General features: G+C 29.0%; 10 protein-coding genes. 7 read left to right on the forward strand and 3 right to left on the reverse strand.

All coding sequences use genetic code 11. The annotated features are described in order from the left end of the window. Positions 1–100 precede the first annotated feature (100 nt). Together EXC62_RS02835 and EXC62_RS02840 are read left to right on the forward strand one after the other, a co-directional pair. The gene (locus EXC62_RS02835) at positions 101–1,651 is read left to right on the forward strand and encodes a zinc ribbon domain-containing protein (protein ID WP_035375766.1); all 1,551 of its coding nucleotides are present in this window, start codon (positions 101–103) and stop codon (positions 1,649–1,651) included. Positions 1,652–1,662: 11 nt separating this feature from the next. Beyond that, entirely contained in the window at positions 1,663–2,208 is a 546-nt protein-coding gene (locus tag EXC62_RS02840) for a guanylate kinase (protein ID WP_026390674.1), read from the forward strand. Between the two features lie 8 nt (positions 2,209–2,216). On the opposite strand, the gene EXC62_RS02845 is transcribed toward EXC62_RS02840, so the two are convergent. Then, positions 2,217–3,101 carry a sugar phosphate nucleotidyltransferase gene (locus EXC62_RS02845; RefSeq protein WP_052589930.1) on the reverse strand — a complete coding sequence of 295 codons (885 nt, stop codon included), beginning with the start codon at positions 3,099–3,101 and terminating at the stop codon, positions 2,217–2,219. 138 nt (positions 3,102–3,239) lie between these two features. On the opposite strand from EXC62_RS02845, the gene EXC62_RS02850 reads away from it, so the two are divergent. The 5 genes from EXC62_RS02850 (at position 3,240) to EXC62_RS02870 (ending at position 13,716) form a co-directional block, all read left to right on the forward strand. Continuing rightward, positions 3,240–3,953, forward strand: a complete 714-nt coding sequence (locus EXC62_RS02850) for a LytR/AlgR family response regulator transcription factor (protein WP_162140233.1) — start codon at positions 3,240–3,242, stop codon at positions 3,951–3,953. Then, entirely contained in the window at positions 3,950–5,323 is a 1,374-nt protein-coding gene (locus EXC62_RS02855; RefSeq protein ID WP_026390675.1) for an ATP-binding protein, read from the forward strand. The genes EXC62_RS02850 and EXC62_RS02855 overlap by 4 nt, the downstream gene beginning before the upstream one ends. Positions 5,324–5,771: 448 nt before the next feature. Beyond that, positions 5,772–9,533: a beta-glucosidase gene (locus EXC62_RS02860; RefSeq protein WP_052589935.1), complete on the forward strand. Its 3,762-nt coding sequence runs from the start codon at positions 5,772–5,774 to the stop codon at positions 9,531–9,533. Between the two features lie 85 nt (positions 9,534–9,618). Beyond that, on the forward strand, positions 9,619–10,794 hold the full coding sequence (locus EXC62_RS02865; protein WP_026390676.1) for an Ig domain-containing protein: 1,176 nt from the start codon (positions 9,619–9,621) through the stop codon (positions 10,792–10,794). 27 nt (positions 10,795–10,821) lie between these two features. Next, the gene (locus tag EXC62_RS02870) at positions 10,822–13,716 is read left to right on the forward strand and encodes a glycoside hydrolase family 3 protein (protein ID WP_052589937.1); all 2,895 of its coding nucleotides are present in this window, start codon (positions 10,822–10,824) and stop codon (positions 13,714–13,716) included. Positions 13,717–13,882: 166 nt separating this feature from the next. Here the strand turns inward: EXC62_RS02870 and EXC62_RS02875 are convergent, their stop codons facing one another. After that, positions 13,883–14,218 carry a hypothetical protein gene (locus tag EXC62_RS02875; protein ID WP_026391052.1) on the reverse strand — a complete coding sequence of 112 codons (336 nt, stop codon included), beginning with the start codon at positions 14,216–14,218 and terminating at the stop codon, positions 13,883–13,885. Next, positions 14,211–15,521 (reverse strand): IS91 family transposase, encoded by a 1,311-nt coding sequence (locus EXC62_RS02880; protein ID WP_129747419.1) that lies wholly within the window; start codon positions 15,519–15,521, stop codon positions 14,211–14,213. Before EXC62_RS02880 ends, EXC62_RS02875 begins: the two co-directional genes overlap by 8 nt. Positions 15,522–15,556 lie beyond the last annotated feature (35 nt).

Below are 15,556 nucleotides of genomic sequence, written 5' to 3' on the forward strand. Positions count from 1 at the left end.
CAAAAACATCTTATAAACCTTTAATTATTATTAAAAAAATGTTATAATAAAATAAAATTGAAAAGGAGAAAAGATTAATTATTTAATCTTATATTTAAACATGAGATGTATAAAATGTTTTAAAGAAATTCCTGATGATTCAAAATTTTGCATGTATTGCGGGGAAGATACATCAATAGCGAAAGAAGTAAATTGTAATGTGTGTGGAAGCGAAATTCCTGATGGAGCATTATTTTGTCCAACTTGTGGTGCTAAAGCTAAGTCTATAGAATCAATAGATAATGAAAATACTAAGTCTAGAAAAAAAGTGAGTGATGTCATAGCTAGATATTTAAAAAGTTCAATTAGTATTATCTTTGGTATGATACTTTTAATTGCATTATTTTTACCAACAGTCAAGTTTAATTTTAGCGACTTGAGTCCAGAGATTAATAATATTAAACTAGATTTATCATTTAGTTTTACTAAAAATATTGTTGGTATAAAGTATCTTTTTGAAGATAATACGTTTGAAGATTTTTATGAATATGTAGATGAAGAAGTAGGTTATATAGCTGATAGATATGACTTGAATCCAGAAAATCTAAATGACAGGAAAAAAATAGCTGAGATCCTTGTAGATAGAATTAATCCTGCATATCTTTATTCGATTCAGGAGTATTCGGAGATTACTACTATTCAGATATTTTTCTTTGTTGTCCTAGTGATTAGTCAAATGTTGTTATTAGTTTTAATTCCATTTTTAATAATAATTGGAATTATATCATTAGTAAGTAAAGATGAATCTGTAAATAAAGGTAACAATATTGTTCAATATTTAAGTTTTGTAGCATTAGGATTAGTAATGATTTGTAATGGTTTATTTCTTGCGACAAATAATTTTGAACCAACATCAACTTCATTAACAATTATTGCTATAATGGCATTAATTATGCTTGCATTTAAAATTTTTGAAAAGATAGTAAACAAACAATTTATCTTAAGAAACTTAATAAAAAGTGTTTTAATGTTATTAGGTACATCATTAGTATTCTTATTAGTAATTAATACCGGAATTAAATATCAGTACAAATACCAAAATACAAATTCAACTAAAAAAGAGTTAATTGTTACCGAATCTGCTAAGAGTTTTTCAGGTACATTAGATAAGATTATCCTTGATAATAATTTAGAGTTAACAAAAGAATTTCTAATTGATAGTTTCTTTGATATAGTAGAAAGTAATTTAAGTAAGAAGACTAAAATATACCAAACTAAATTTATAGGTAATAATGCATGGACTGCTGTTGAAGAAGCAGGTAGTGAAATGAAAATACTTATTACTTTAACAGCAATAATTTCTATTGCCACTTTAATTGTTTTAGCAACAGTTTTATTAATGGTTTTAATTAGATTTGTTTATCAAGCTGAAAATAGAAGTTTATTTTTAAATTCATTACAGATATTGGGTATAATACTAATAATTGCTCAAATTACATTATTGATCATAACATCACTTACAATGAATCAATATTTTGGTTTCTTTGGATTAGATAAAGGAGTAAGAAGTGTTTATACATCAGTAAGTATTGCACAATATTTTGGATTAGTATTGACTATTGCGCTTTTAGTCTTTAATATAGTATTTAAAGAAAAGAGTAAGAATAGTTAGGAGAATTTATAATGATTGTAATTGTTGGAGCGAGTGCAAGTGGGAAAACAGAAGTATCAAAAATACTAGTTGAAAAGTATGGATTTATGAAATGTGTTACAACGACTACAAGATTAAAAAGAATAAATGAAGTTGATGGAATTGATTATCATTTTTTAACAAAAGAAGAATTCAAGTTATTAATTTCAAAAAATGCGTTTGTTGAATATGCAATTTATCAAGATAATTTTTATGGTATAAATAAGAAAGATATTAATAAAAATGCTTTAGTTATTGTAGAACCAAATGGAGCAAATGAATTAATAAGAAAAATGAAAAATAATGTTTTTATTGTTTTTTTTGAGTCACAAAAAGATATAAGAAGTAAACGAATGTTTGAACGTGGTGATAAAATAGACGATATTCAAAAAAGGTTACATAACGATGAAAAAATATTTAATAAAGACAATTTATTGAAAGTTGATTTGCATATTGAAAATGATGATCATAATTTAAGTGAAATATCAAAAATTATTAAAGATGAATATGAAAAATATATAGAAAAAAACCTTGGTTAGTAATTATTCTAATCAAGGTTTTTTGAATTTAATAGTGATTTAATTTCTGCTAATTTATCATGTTTTCCAAGTTTTTCTAATATTTCAAATAGTGTGTCAAAGTTTCCAACATCATACCAAACATAATCAACAGGAATTAAAAACATGTTTTGTTCTTTTTCTAAAACACTTCTTGAAAATGATGATTTCAAGGTGTTGTTAAAATAATCAAGTGTTCCAATTTCCTTATTATCAAGTTTTTGTAATAATTCATATTGAATAGGTAGTTGATTTGCAACACTGTTGAAAATATTTTCTTTAGTTGCAAGCATAATACCATTATTCCAATAATAATTAGAGTCATTGTATATCTTAGACGCAATTTCAATTTGAGGTTTTTCAACAAAACTTTCAATATTTAACAAGTTGTTTTTACTTACAGTTTTTATATAACCAAATTGAGTACTTGGAAACGTTGGACGTACACCATATAAGACATAGTGTTCTTTTGTTTTTATTAAGTTATACCCATCAGTTACTGATTTTTTAAAATTATCATAATCATCGATATAATGATCAGAAGGTAAAATTAAAAATGTTGGATTACCACCTGTTATATTAGAAATTACTGAAACAGCATGTGTTATAGATGCAAGTGTTTCCTTCATTTCTGGTTCTAATATAATATTTTTTTTATTTAAAAATGGGAATTCATTATATGCTAAATCTTTGTGGGCTTGATTAGTTACTACATAAATATTTTCATCGTTTATAAATCCCCTTACACGATCAACGGTGTCTGCAACTAATGAATTTTTAGTTATTAATTTTAAGTATTGTTTTGGTGTTTCTTCAGTTGAAAGTGGAGCGAGTCTTGTTCCTTTTCCACTTGCTAGAATTAATGCAATTAACATTTTATCCTCCATTTATTGTATTTTGTTATATAATTATAGCATAGATTATACATATAATCACATGTTATAATGATAATATGAAGATTGTGATTTTACTTTTTGAATAAAAACAAGTAGAATTATGAAGGAGGCGATTTAATGAGATATAGAATTGCTATTGTCGAAGATGATCCAAATAGTGCTGATGCAATTAAAAATTACATTACTAGATATTCAAAAGAAACAAACACTCAGTTTGAATTTTTTCTGTATCGTGATGGTGATGAAATAACATCTGATTATGAAGCTAAATATGATATTATTTTTCTTGATGTTGAAATGCGTAGATTAGATGGAATGAGTGCAGCACAAAAAATTCGAGAGTTTGATTCGGATGTTATAATTATTTTTATTACTAACATGAGTCAATACGCAATAAAAGGATATACTGTAGATGCATTAAGCTTTTTATTAAAACCAGTACCTTATTTCGCATTTGTTCAAGAATTAAAAAAATCATTAGACAAGATAAAAAAGTTTAAACAAAAAAAATATATTTTAATACCGGATGAAAATGGAATTAAAAAAATATCATCGAATGAAATTCTTTATATCGAAAGTATTAAGCATGATTTATTAATAGTTACTAAAGATAAAAGTTATCGTATACGTGGAACACTTAAAAAAATGGAAGAAGAACTTGAACGACATGATTTTAATCGAAGTAATAATTGCTATTTAGTTAATTTATCATATGTTGATGGAGTAGTTGACGATTTTGTTATGATAAGAGATGAAAAATTGAAAATATCACGTCCAAGAAAGAAACAGTTCATGGAAGAATTAGCTACGTATTTAGGTGGCAAAATATGATGACATTGTTTGCAACGGAGGAAATTGTTTTAAATATTCCAAGAATATATACTGTTCTTGCTGAATGGTTAGCATGTCTTTCATATATTTATTTTAGTCCGAAAAGATTTAGTCGTGCAAAAACAATTATCTTTAGTATAATTGGATTATTAGTAATGACAATGTTTCATTTATGGTCTGATACATGGAACATAAACTTTTGGATACTTGGTATGATTGTTGCTGTTTTAATTATGTATGGTTTTGTTATGCTTATTTCAAAATCAAATCCATTTACTGCAGGATACATAACAGTGATTGCATTTATTATGTCTGAATTTGCTGCTTCACTTGAATGGCAAATTGAACATTTTATAATTACAAATTCATCAAGAGATAATATATTTATAAAGATATTAATATACTCACCAATTAAAATCTACCATTTAAGAATAAGTTTTACATTAATAATAACGTATGCGTTAATATTCATTGCTATTTTTTATTTGGAAAAAAGATATTGGAAACGTAAACAAATGTTTAATGCAAAGAAAAATGATTTATTAGCGGTAGCTGTAGTAGGTATTTTAGTATTTTCAATATCTAATATAAGTTTTTTGAATATAAACACGCCAATTACAAGTAATAATCCAACAGAAATGTTTTATATAAGAACTTTAGTTGATTTAGCGGGAATTGTTATTTTATATTCACAACGAGAACATAAATATGCAACACAAAAAAGTATGGAAGTCTATACTATGAACAATTTACTTGATAAACAATATGAACAATATCGTGTTTCAATGGTTTCAACGGATATAATAAATCAAAAATATCATGACTTAAAACATCATATTAGTGTAATAAGAGCTGAAACAGATTATGATAAAAAAATGGGATATATTGATGATTTAGAAAATTCAATTAAACAGTATGAGAGTAATTATCAAACTGGGAATAAAGTTTTAGATATTATATTAGGCTCTAAACACGATATTTTTGTTGAAAATAAAATTAATTTCACATGTGTTGCTGATGGAACGCTTTTAGATTTTATTGAAGTTATGGATTTAGTGTCAATATTTGGTAATGCATTAGATAATGCAATTGAAAATTTAAAAGAAATTAATGATCCTGAAAAAAGATTAATGAAGTTAGCAATTTTTTCACAAGCAAACTTATTAATGATTAGAATTGAGAATTATTATCAAAACAAATTAAAATATGAATATGGTAACTTAGTGACAACTAAAGGCGATAATAGTTATCATGGCTATGGTATAAAAAGTATTAGAAGTGCTGTCGATAAATATGGAGGGTCATTAACAATAAATACAGAATCAAATTGGTTCACAATAATGATTTTGATTCCGATTACTCAAAATTAAATAAAGGGGAAATAAAATATGATAGCATACAAATAATTTGATGCTTATTATACTTGTTTTAATATAGCGATAAGTTTAAAAAAACTATCGCTTTTTATGTTTTAAGATTATTATTTAGCAAAAAGCATTGAAAAAATGATAAATAGAACATAGTAGAAGTTTTTATAGATAAATAATTTGATTGATAAAATGCTTAAAATGTTAACACAACTTATGACAGTAAAATAACAAATTATGCCAACATATACCAAAGGAAAATCCTTTTTGTTATACTTTGATGTGAAAGAACATTGCGGCTAAAATTTGGGTTTTGAATTAAGAGACCTAATTTTTTCTAAAGTATTTGAAAGCGTTATCTTTTGTTAATGAACGAGATTTGCTTAATAGAAATGTGTCGTAGATGTGTGTTTTCAAGTTTTAATTAAATATTCTTTAGAGGAGGAAAAAAATGAAAGGTTTAATTAAAAAAATGACTATGATTGTATTGTCAGGATTTTTACTTGCTGTTGCAGTACCAGTTGCAGCACAAAAATTCTATACTGACTTTACAAGTTATGAAGATGTATTAGATGCTGGTTATAAACTTAATGAAGAGATTGCCAGTGAGGGGTTTGTTCTACTAAAAAATGAAAATGAATCATTACCTTTAGTAAAAAATTCTAAAATTAGTGCATTTGGTAAAAACACTGTGAATCCAGTTTATGGTGGTAGTGGATCAGGTTCTGGTAGTACAAAAAACAGAGTTGATTTCTACACAGCATTAAGAAATGCGGGATTTGATGTAAATAAAGTACTAGAAAATTTTTATCTAAATAATGGAGCATCTGGTTCAGGTAGACCAGCAAGCCCTGGTATGTTTACATCAGTGTTGTCAGGATTTGCAACAGGTGAAACACCAATTGATAAATACACAAGTAGTGTTGAAAGTAGTTATTCTGTATTTAATGATGCAGCAGTAATTATGATTTCTAGAATTGGTGGTGAAGGTTATGACTTACCAGTTAATAGCCGTAAAAATTGGACTAGTACAGAACCAGTTGAAGGTGTTGCAGAAGGTGCACATGAAAACCATTACTTACAACTTACAAAATATGAAGAAGATTTAATTAAATATGTTGATAGTAAATTTGAAAATGTAATTCTGATTATTAATAGTAGTAATACTATGGAATTAGGATTCGTTCAAGATATGCCAGAAATTGATTCTGCAATTTGGATTGGTGGTCCAGGTGCAAACGGATTAAATGCATTAGGTAAAATCTTGAATGGTGAAGTAAATCCATCAGGTAGATTGACAGACATCCATGCACGTGATTTCAAAAAAGATCCAACATGGTTCAACTTTGCTAAAAATACACAAAACACTGAAGGTAATCAATATGTTGTAGATGGAAAAACTCAACCATACTACTATGTTGATTATGAAGAAGGTATTTATTTAGGGTATAAATATTATGAAACAAGAGCAGTTGAAGAAGAAAATTCGGAAACTTGGTACAACGAAAATGTTGTTTATCCATTTGGTTATGGACTAAGTTATACTAACTTTACTTGGGAAATTGAAGGAGCAGGAAATGAAACTCCTATTGCTCTTACAGCTGATACTGAAATTGCAGTAAAAGTAAAAGTGACAAATAATGGATCAGTTGCTGGTAAAGAAGTTGTTCAATTATACTATACTGCACCATATACTAATGGTGGAATTGAAAAAGCTCACGTTGTATTAGGAGCATTTGAAAAAACTAAATTATTAAAACCAGGACAATCACAAACTGTTGAATTAAAATTAACAGCAAGAGATATGGCATCATACGATTATACTGATGCAAATAATAACGGTAAAACAACTTGGGAATTAGATAATGGTGAATACGGAATCAAAGTTATGAAGAATTCACATGAAGTTGTTGGAGAAATTAAATACAATTTAGCAACAACAGTAGCTTATGAAAATGATGAAGTAACAAATGAAGTTATTAAAAATAGATTCGATGATGTAAGTTTTGATGTTATTACTCCAGAGTCAACAACATCAAGAAATAGCAAATCAATTTCTGAAAGATCATTATCAAGAGCAGATTTTGCTGGAACATTCCCTACAATGCCAACTCTTGAAGATAGAACAGTTACTGATGAATTTATTAAGAGCTTAAATGTTGTTGTTGATAATAAAGGTTTATATGATAAAAATCAACCATGGGCTACAACTGTTTTACCAAATCAAGCTAAGACACAATTAACAAAAGAACAAATCGCAATTCATTTCTCTGAATTAGCTGGTGTTAGATATACTGATGAAAATAAAGAAAAATGGGAAGCATTTATGGATCAATTTACTATTGATCAACTTGCAGCAATGATTGGTAATACAACTTATGCATTAGGTGGAAATGCTTTACTTGCTGATTTAGGGGTTGTAAGAACTGAAAACTTAGATGGACCTTCTGGATTTGGTTCAGGTGTAAACTTTGCAGCTGAAATAGTTATAGCATCAACATTCAATAAAGAGTTAGCATATAAAATGGGACAACATATTGGAAATGAAGCATTATGGACAAATGCAGGTGGATGGTATGCACCAGGTATGAACATTCACCGTTCACCATTCTCAGGACGTAACTTTGAGTATTATTCAGAAGATGCAGTATTAAGTGGACTTATTGGTGCAGCTACTACAAAAGGTGCAACTGATAAGGGTGTAATAGTATATATTAAGCACTTTGCATTAAATGATCAAGAAACAGATAGAACTAATAATGGGGTTCTAACATATGCTAATGAACAAGCAATTAGAGAATTATATTTAAGACCATTTGAAATGTCAGTTAAAGATGGAGAAGCACATGGTGTCATGAGTTCATTCAATAGTATTGGAAGTACTTGGGCAGGTGGAAGCTATGCATTATTAACAGAAATATTAAGAGACGAATGGGGCTTTGAAGGTGTTGTAGTTACAGACATGTGGATGGGCGGACATATGAAAACTGATCAAATGGTTCGTGCTGGAAATGACTTAACATTAGGAAGTACAAAACCTACAACAGCAGGATTAAAAGATTTAATTGAAAAATTTGATGAATTAACTGCTGATGAAAAAACATATGTTGCAACACAAGTTTTTGCAATGAGAAAATCTGCAAGAAATGCTTTAGTAGCTCTTGCAAACAGTTTAGGAATGCAAAATGGGATTCCAAGTGGTAGTATCTCAGTAAAACTTCAAAAAGCTAATGCTGGTCTACCGTTCAACTATGACATTAAGAGCAATTTACCTGAAGGTTTTGATGCTGCTGAGATTATAGAGTACAAAATTTCAGATGGTGGTAAGTTGCCACAAGGATTAACTTTAACAGCTGATGGTAAAATCTCTGGTACTCCGCTTGCAGGTAGTGAAAACACAGGAGTTCATACATTTAGTATTGATATTATTGCTGATGGTTATATAACAAGAAAAGCAAGTTTTGAAATTGAAGTAGATGGAGCTATCTATAATAGAGATACTAAACTAGTAGCAATTATTGGTCAAGAATTAGAAATTAATTTAGCACCAGTACTTAATTCAACTAAAGTAGAATTAGAAAATAGTAAGTTCTCTGGAAGTGTACCAGGAAGATGGGGTGCAGCTGGATGGGATGGAAAAGTACCATCATGGTTGAAATTTGGACCAATTTCTAATAACTTTACTTCTGATAACATTCTAAAAGGAACACCAACAGAAATTGGAGTATATGAATTTGAAGTAAGAATTCAAACAACTTTAGGAACATTTGATGTACCATTTACTGTTGAAGTTAAAGCTGCTGAACCTGAAAAACCAATTGAAAGATTTACATTTGTTAAAATAGATCTTCCAACAGTTACTAAAGATGCAAATTTCTCTGCTAGTGTAGCAGTTGCATCTGAAACAGGAGTAACATATACATTAAAAGATGGTAGTCAATTACCACAAGGTTTAGTGTTAAGTGCTTCTGGAACAATAAGTGGTAAAACGTCAGTTTTAGGAAATAAAGAATTTACTGTAATTGCAAGTAAAGATGGATTTGAAGATGTTGAAGCAACATTTACAATTGTTGTTGAAGAACAAAAAGTTCCAGAAACACCAGTAATTCCTGAACCAGTTAAACCAAATATGACATTACCAATTGTATTATCAGTAATCTCATTAGTAGGAGTAATTGGAGTTGCAGTTTTAGTTGTTTTAAAGAAAAAATAATATATAATGAATTAAATAAAACAAGCAGCATAGTTCGTTAATAACGTTCTATGCTATGTTTGTTTAAATATAGGAGGTTTAGTTTATGAAAAATAAGCAATTTTTAAGTATAGTTTTCACAATGCTACTTACGTTAGTGTTAGTTGCATGTGGTGGTGGAAACAAAGAAATGACATATAATGGTGCATATTTATCACAAGGAACTGTTGGTGTTGAATATAGTGAACAAGTAGCAAGAGTAGAAACTGAGGGTGCTACAGTTACATATGCTTTAAAATCAGGAGATAAGTTACCAAACGGATTGACTTTATCAAGTGACGGTAAAATAACAGGTAAACCAACAGAAGCAGCAACTGTTGAAATCACAGTAGTTGCTAGTGCAAAGGGATTTAAAGATGCAGAAGCAACATTTATTTTTACAATTATTGATGCACCAGCTACAGAGTTAACATTTAATGGAAAAGCACTTGAAAAAGGAGCAACAGGAGCATCATATTCTGCAAATGTAGGAATTGCGACAGGAACAAGTAACATTAAATATGCTCTTAAATCAGGTAGTGTATTACCAACAGGTTTATCAATTAATGAAGCAGGGTTAATTGTTGGAACACCAACTAAAGAAGGTACATATAAATTTGTTGTTATTGCAAGTGCAAAAGATTTTGATTCAAAAGAAGCAGAATTCAGTATTGTTATTGAAAAATCAACTACAGCAACAACATTTATTATGGAATCAGAATTTGTTGACTTAACTGGTAAGGGTGGCGGAGGCTGGAGTGGTTCAGCACGTGAATTAAACATGATTGGTAAAGATGAAGATGGTAATAATCAAGCAAGTAACGGATATTTCGTTGCGTATACACATGCACCAAATTTATCATTCGAATATAAATTTATATCAGATTCATCAGTTCAAGGTGATTTAGTATTACGTTTAGGTTCTGACTTGGGATCTGTAACACTTACACCAGATGCATTTGAAATCAAACTTAATGGTACAGTAATTAATTATACTGCTATTAATTTATTATCAGATGCAACTATGGGAAGTGTTGGAGTATTCGAAGATTTTAAAATCACAACATCAAGTAACAAGATAAATATTCTTGAAGGTGAGAATGTATTAACTCTTACAGTTAAGGAAAATACTTTATTCCCAAGTAGAGGAGATACATTTGGACCAGCTATGGATTGTGTAAAGATAACATCAACAGCAATTTTAAGTTGGAATCCTCTTTTAGATAATACTAAAGGTAGATAATAAATTCACCAAATAAAGGAGAAAATTATGAAAAGTTTTTTTGGAAAAATATGGAAATCAAAAGCTAGTAGAATTTGGCTTATAGTTGCAAACTCTATTATGTTGTTACTTTTGATTATTACCCTAGTTATAACTCAGGTACCATTAATTAATAATACGTTAAATACAGTTTTAGGCGGAGATAGAAGAGTTTTAATATCAGGTGAAGAAAAAGAAGCACTATATAAATCTGATTATGAAAGTAAAGAAAAAACTCTTGAAGAAGCTAACAAACTTAATGAAGAAATAGCTAGCGAAGGATTTGTTTTATTGAAAAATGATCAACAAGCATTACCTTTATCAAAAGGATCAAAGGTAAGTGTTTTCGGTAAAAACTCTGTTAACCTAGTTTATGGGGGTTCAGGTTCAGGAGGATCATCATCAAGTGATACTGTAGGAATTTATGACGCATTGAAAAATTCAGGGTTTGATGTTAATCCAACCTTAAAGAGTTTTTATGAAAGTAATGCATCAGGGAATGGAAGAGATAAAAGTCCTGCAATGGGAACAATCTTATCTGGTTTTACAATCGGTGAAACACCATTAACTAGTTATACAAATGAAGTTAAAAATAGTTATTCTAACTATAATGATGCAGCACTTATTGTTTTATCAAGAATTGGTGGAGAAGGTTATGATTTACCACGTACAATGAAAGATAAAAACGGTAATCTTATTTCTGGAGCACGAAAATCAGATGATCATTATCTACAGTTAGATCAAAATGAAGCTGATTTAATAAAAGAAGTTTCAAAAAGTTTTGAAAAAATTGTTATTGTTATTAATAGTAGTGCAGCAATGGAATTAGGATTTTTAGATGATGCAAATCATTATGGATATAGTGATAAAATAAAAGCTGCATTATGGATTGGTAGCCCAGGAAATAGTGGAATAAACGCTTTAGGTAAGATATTAAATGGAGATGTTAATCCATCAGGTAGAACTGTAGATACATATGCACGTAATTTTGAAAATGATCCAACATGGAATAACTTTTCAAATAATTTTGCTGATAATGGTAATAGATATACAGTAGACAATAAAAATGTTGATGCGTTTTTTGTTGATTATGAAGAAGGAATTTATGTAGGTTATCGTTACTATGAAACACGTGGATTTACTGATGGAAATGCATGGTATGATCAAAATGTTGTTTATCCATTTGGTTATGGATTAAGTTATACAAATTTTGATTGGGAAATAGTTTCAAAAACCGAAAAAACTGCATTAACAATTGATGATACAATTGAAGTTGAAGTTAAAGTAACTAATGTTGGCAATGTTGCTGGTAAAGACGTTGTTCAATTATATTACAGTGCTCCATATACTCAAGGTGGAATTGAAAAATCACATATTGTTTTAGGCGCATTTGGAAAAACAAAATTATTAGAAAAAAATGAATCACAAATCTTAAAACTTACTCTTAAAGTAAGTGATATGGCTTCATATGATTATAGTGATGCAAATAACAATGGTTTCAAAGGTTATGAACTTGAAAGTGGAGATTATCAAATCAAAATATCTAAAAATGCACATACTCCATTATTAAATCATACATATAATGTTCCAGCAGATCATAAAATTCAAAATGATAGTAAAACAAACTATAAAGTTGAAAACAGATTTGATGATGTAAGTGAACATATTGAAAAATACCTGTCAAGAAGTAATTGGCAAGATACATGGCCAACATTACCTACTGCAGAAGATAAAGAGGTTACACAAGACTTTATTGATAAATTAAATTATACATATAGTGATGAAGCAGATAAAAAATGGTATTCTACTACATTGCCGTCACAAAATATGAAAGTTATTGAATCAAAAGTTAAATTATATCAACTAATTGGTAAAGACTATAATGATCCTTTATGGGATGAATTATTAAATTATGTAACAATTGATCAAATGAGACAATTAATTGGAACTGGTAATTTTAACACAAGTCAAATAGATAATATTGGAAAACCAAAAACAATCGATCCAGATGGTCCAGCAGGATTCACAAACTTCATGGGCGATCCTACTGTGTATGGAACTGCTTTTTATGCGAGTGAAGTTGTTATTGGTTCTACTTGGAATGAAGAATTAGCATATGAAATGGGTAAAATGGTTGGTAATGAAGGTATTTGGGGTAACCAAAAAGGAGATAAAACTCCTTATAGCGGTTGGTATGCTCCAGCAGTTAATATCCATAGATCACCATTCTCAGGACGTAACTGGGAGTACTATTCAGAAGATGGTTTCTTATCAGGTAAAATGGGTGCTCAAGTTGTTCAAGGTGCTAAATCTAAAGGTGTTTACACATATGTTAAGCATTTTGTTTTAAATGACCAAGAAACTGATAGAAGTTCTAATGGATTAATAACATGGGCTAATGAACAAACAATGAGAGAAATATATTTTAAACCTTTCGAAATAATTGTTAAAGAGGGAGAAACAACTGCAATGATGTCATCATTTAACCGAATTGGGTTAACGTGGGCAGGTGGAAGTTATGAACTATTAACGGAAGTTCTAAGAAATGAATGGGGCTTTAAAGGAATGGTTATTACAGATTATAGTGTTTTAATAAAATATATGAACGTTGATCAAATGATTCGTGCAGGTGGAGATTTAAACTTAACACAAGAAGGTAAACCAAATGGAAATGTTACACCTACGCAAATTACAGCTTTAAGAAATGCAACAAAAAATATCTTATATACTGTTGCCAATAGTAATGCTATGAATGGATATGGAGATGGTGTAGTCTATGGCTATGCAATGCCTTATTGGAAATTAGCATTAATATGGTCAAATGTTGCAGTTGTTGTTGCTAATGCTACATGGGGATTCTTTGTAGTAAGGGCAGCACTAAAAAAGAACAAAGAAGTTATTTAATTAATATTTAGAAAAAATGACTATAAAGAATTGAAGTAATAATCACTCAAGGACTTATAGTCCTTTTTTATTTTGAATAGGAAATTGTATTTGGTCTAATCAAAAAAGGATATACTTAAAAAAACTCCATATTAGAAGTTTATTACAAAGTATAATATATCTTAGTTTATTTTAAAACGTTAAAAGGAATTAATTTTTTAAAAACATCTTTAGGAACAAACTGCAACTTACCACATTCAGGACAGAAATCTAAAGGGAAAGCAGCCTCATTATGAAGAACATCCATAGAAAAATGTTCATAACTTAAATTTAATTCAAAGTGACAATCAAGACATTTCATTTCAATCATATCAAACAAATCAGAATTTTTAAAATAGTTATCAAAAGATAACTTAGGACCAGGGATAAAACCCTCAGCAATACCTAATTCATATTCACGATAAAGATTCTTCTTTTGTGAATTAGACAAAATAGGTTTATAAGTTTTAAAAAGTTTAGGCATCAGAAATATAAGCTCCTTTATTATTATTTGGTAGAAATGAAAGTTTGATATTTAAAACCATCTTGGCACCACAGCTACAAAGAAGGGGATCAAACTTAAAAGTATCTAGCAACATTATACGCCATTTTAATCTAGATTTTAAGTAATCAATAGAAGATTTAGAAACTAATTTAGTAAAAGAGTTAGCACGAGCAGATTTATTAGCATAAAAACCATAGTAACGAATTTGATGAAAACCCTCATCATGGATATGTCTAATTAGTCTAGAAATAAAGATATGAGGATGTTCAGTAATAACGACAGGATTATTAGGATCATCGTGAGGAGTATAACGCCAAGAGACAGTGCTATTAGTAGAATCAAGAGATAAAATATTGGATTCAGCAATAGGAGGATGAGAAGCATATCTAGCAATATAATTAGCAATTTTTTTAGTGTTATAAAATTTAGTAAACTCTTTAATCCTAGGACCGTAAGTATAAAAACCGTCTTTATATTTTTTGATAATTTTAGACCTTAAGATGTTAAATTCACGATAAAGAGAATGATTACCAAAAGCTTTGAGAACTTTAGAAGCTAAGGATAAGAATTTGAACATAAAAGTCTTTCTGAGACGTTCGAAAGGAAAAAAATAAAGATCTTTTTTCTTGTTAAACTTATCAATAGTAGCTTCAGCAATTAAAACATGAATATGAGGATGAAGATTTAAACTACGGCCCGAAGTATGAAGGAAAGCAACGAAGCCAAGCCTAGCATCATCTGCTAGATCTTTTTTAGAAAGATCTAAAGAAAAATGAAGAGAATCATTAACAGATTTAAATAAACAATCAAATAAAGGTCGACACTTCCAAAAGAAAGGTCTTAAATCAAAGGGAAGAGAAAAAACAAAATGACGATGAGGAACAGAAATAAGTTTCTTTTGAATTTCCAAAGAGCGAGAATCACGATATTTATGGCCACAAGAGGAACAAAATCTAGAATGACAAGATAAACCAGATAAATGATAATGATCACATTTAGAGCACTCATAGAAAAGATAGCCCTTAGATAAATTTCTACAATCAATCATAGATTCAACATTTTTAATAATAGAAGAACGAAGTTTATCTTGATGAAGTAATTTAAAAGAAGGCCAAAAAGCGCGAAAAATCTCCTTTATAGAGACGTGATTAGAGTTTAGGGAACGAACATGCTCAAGATTAGAAAGTCTCGTTAATTCATTCTCATAAACAGTATTACCATTTTTAGCAGCAGTGGCTAGTAAATCTTTATAAAGATTTTTAACATAAACATTAGTATCCATAGCTATATTATAAATAATAAGATATGAAAATAAAA

The organism is Haploplasma axanthum (assembly GCF_900660745.1).
GTDB lineage: Bacteria > Bacillota_I > Bacilli_A > Acholeplasmatales > Acholeplasmataceae > Haploplasma > Haploplasma axanthum.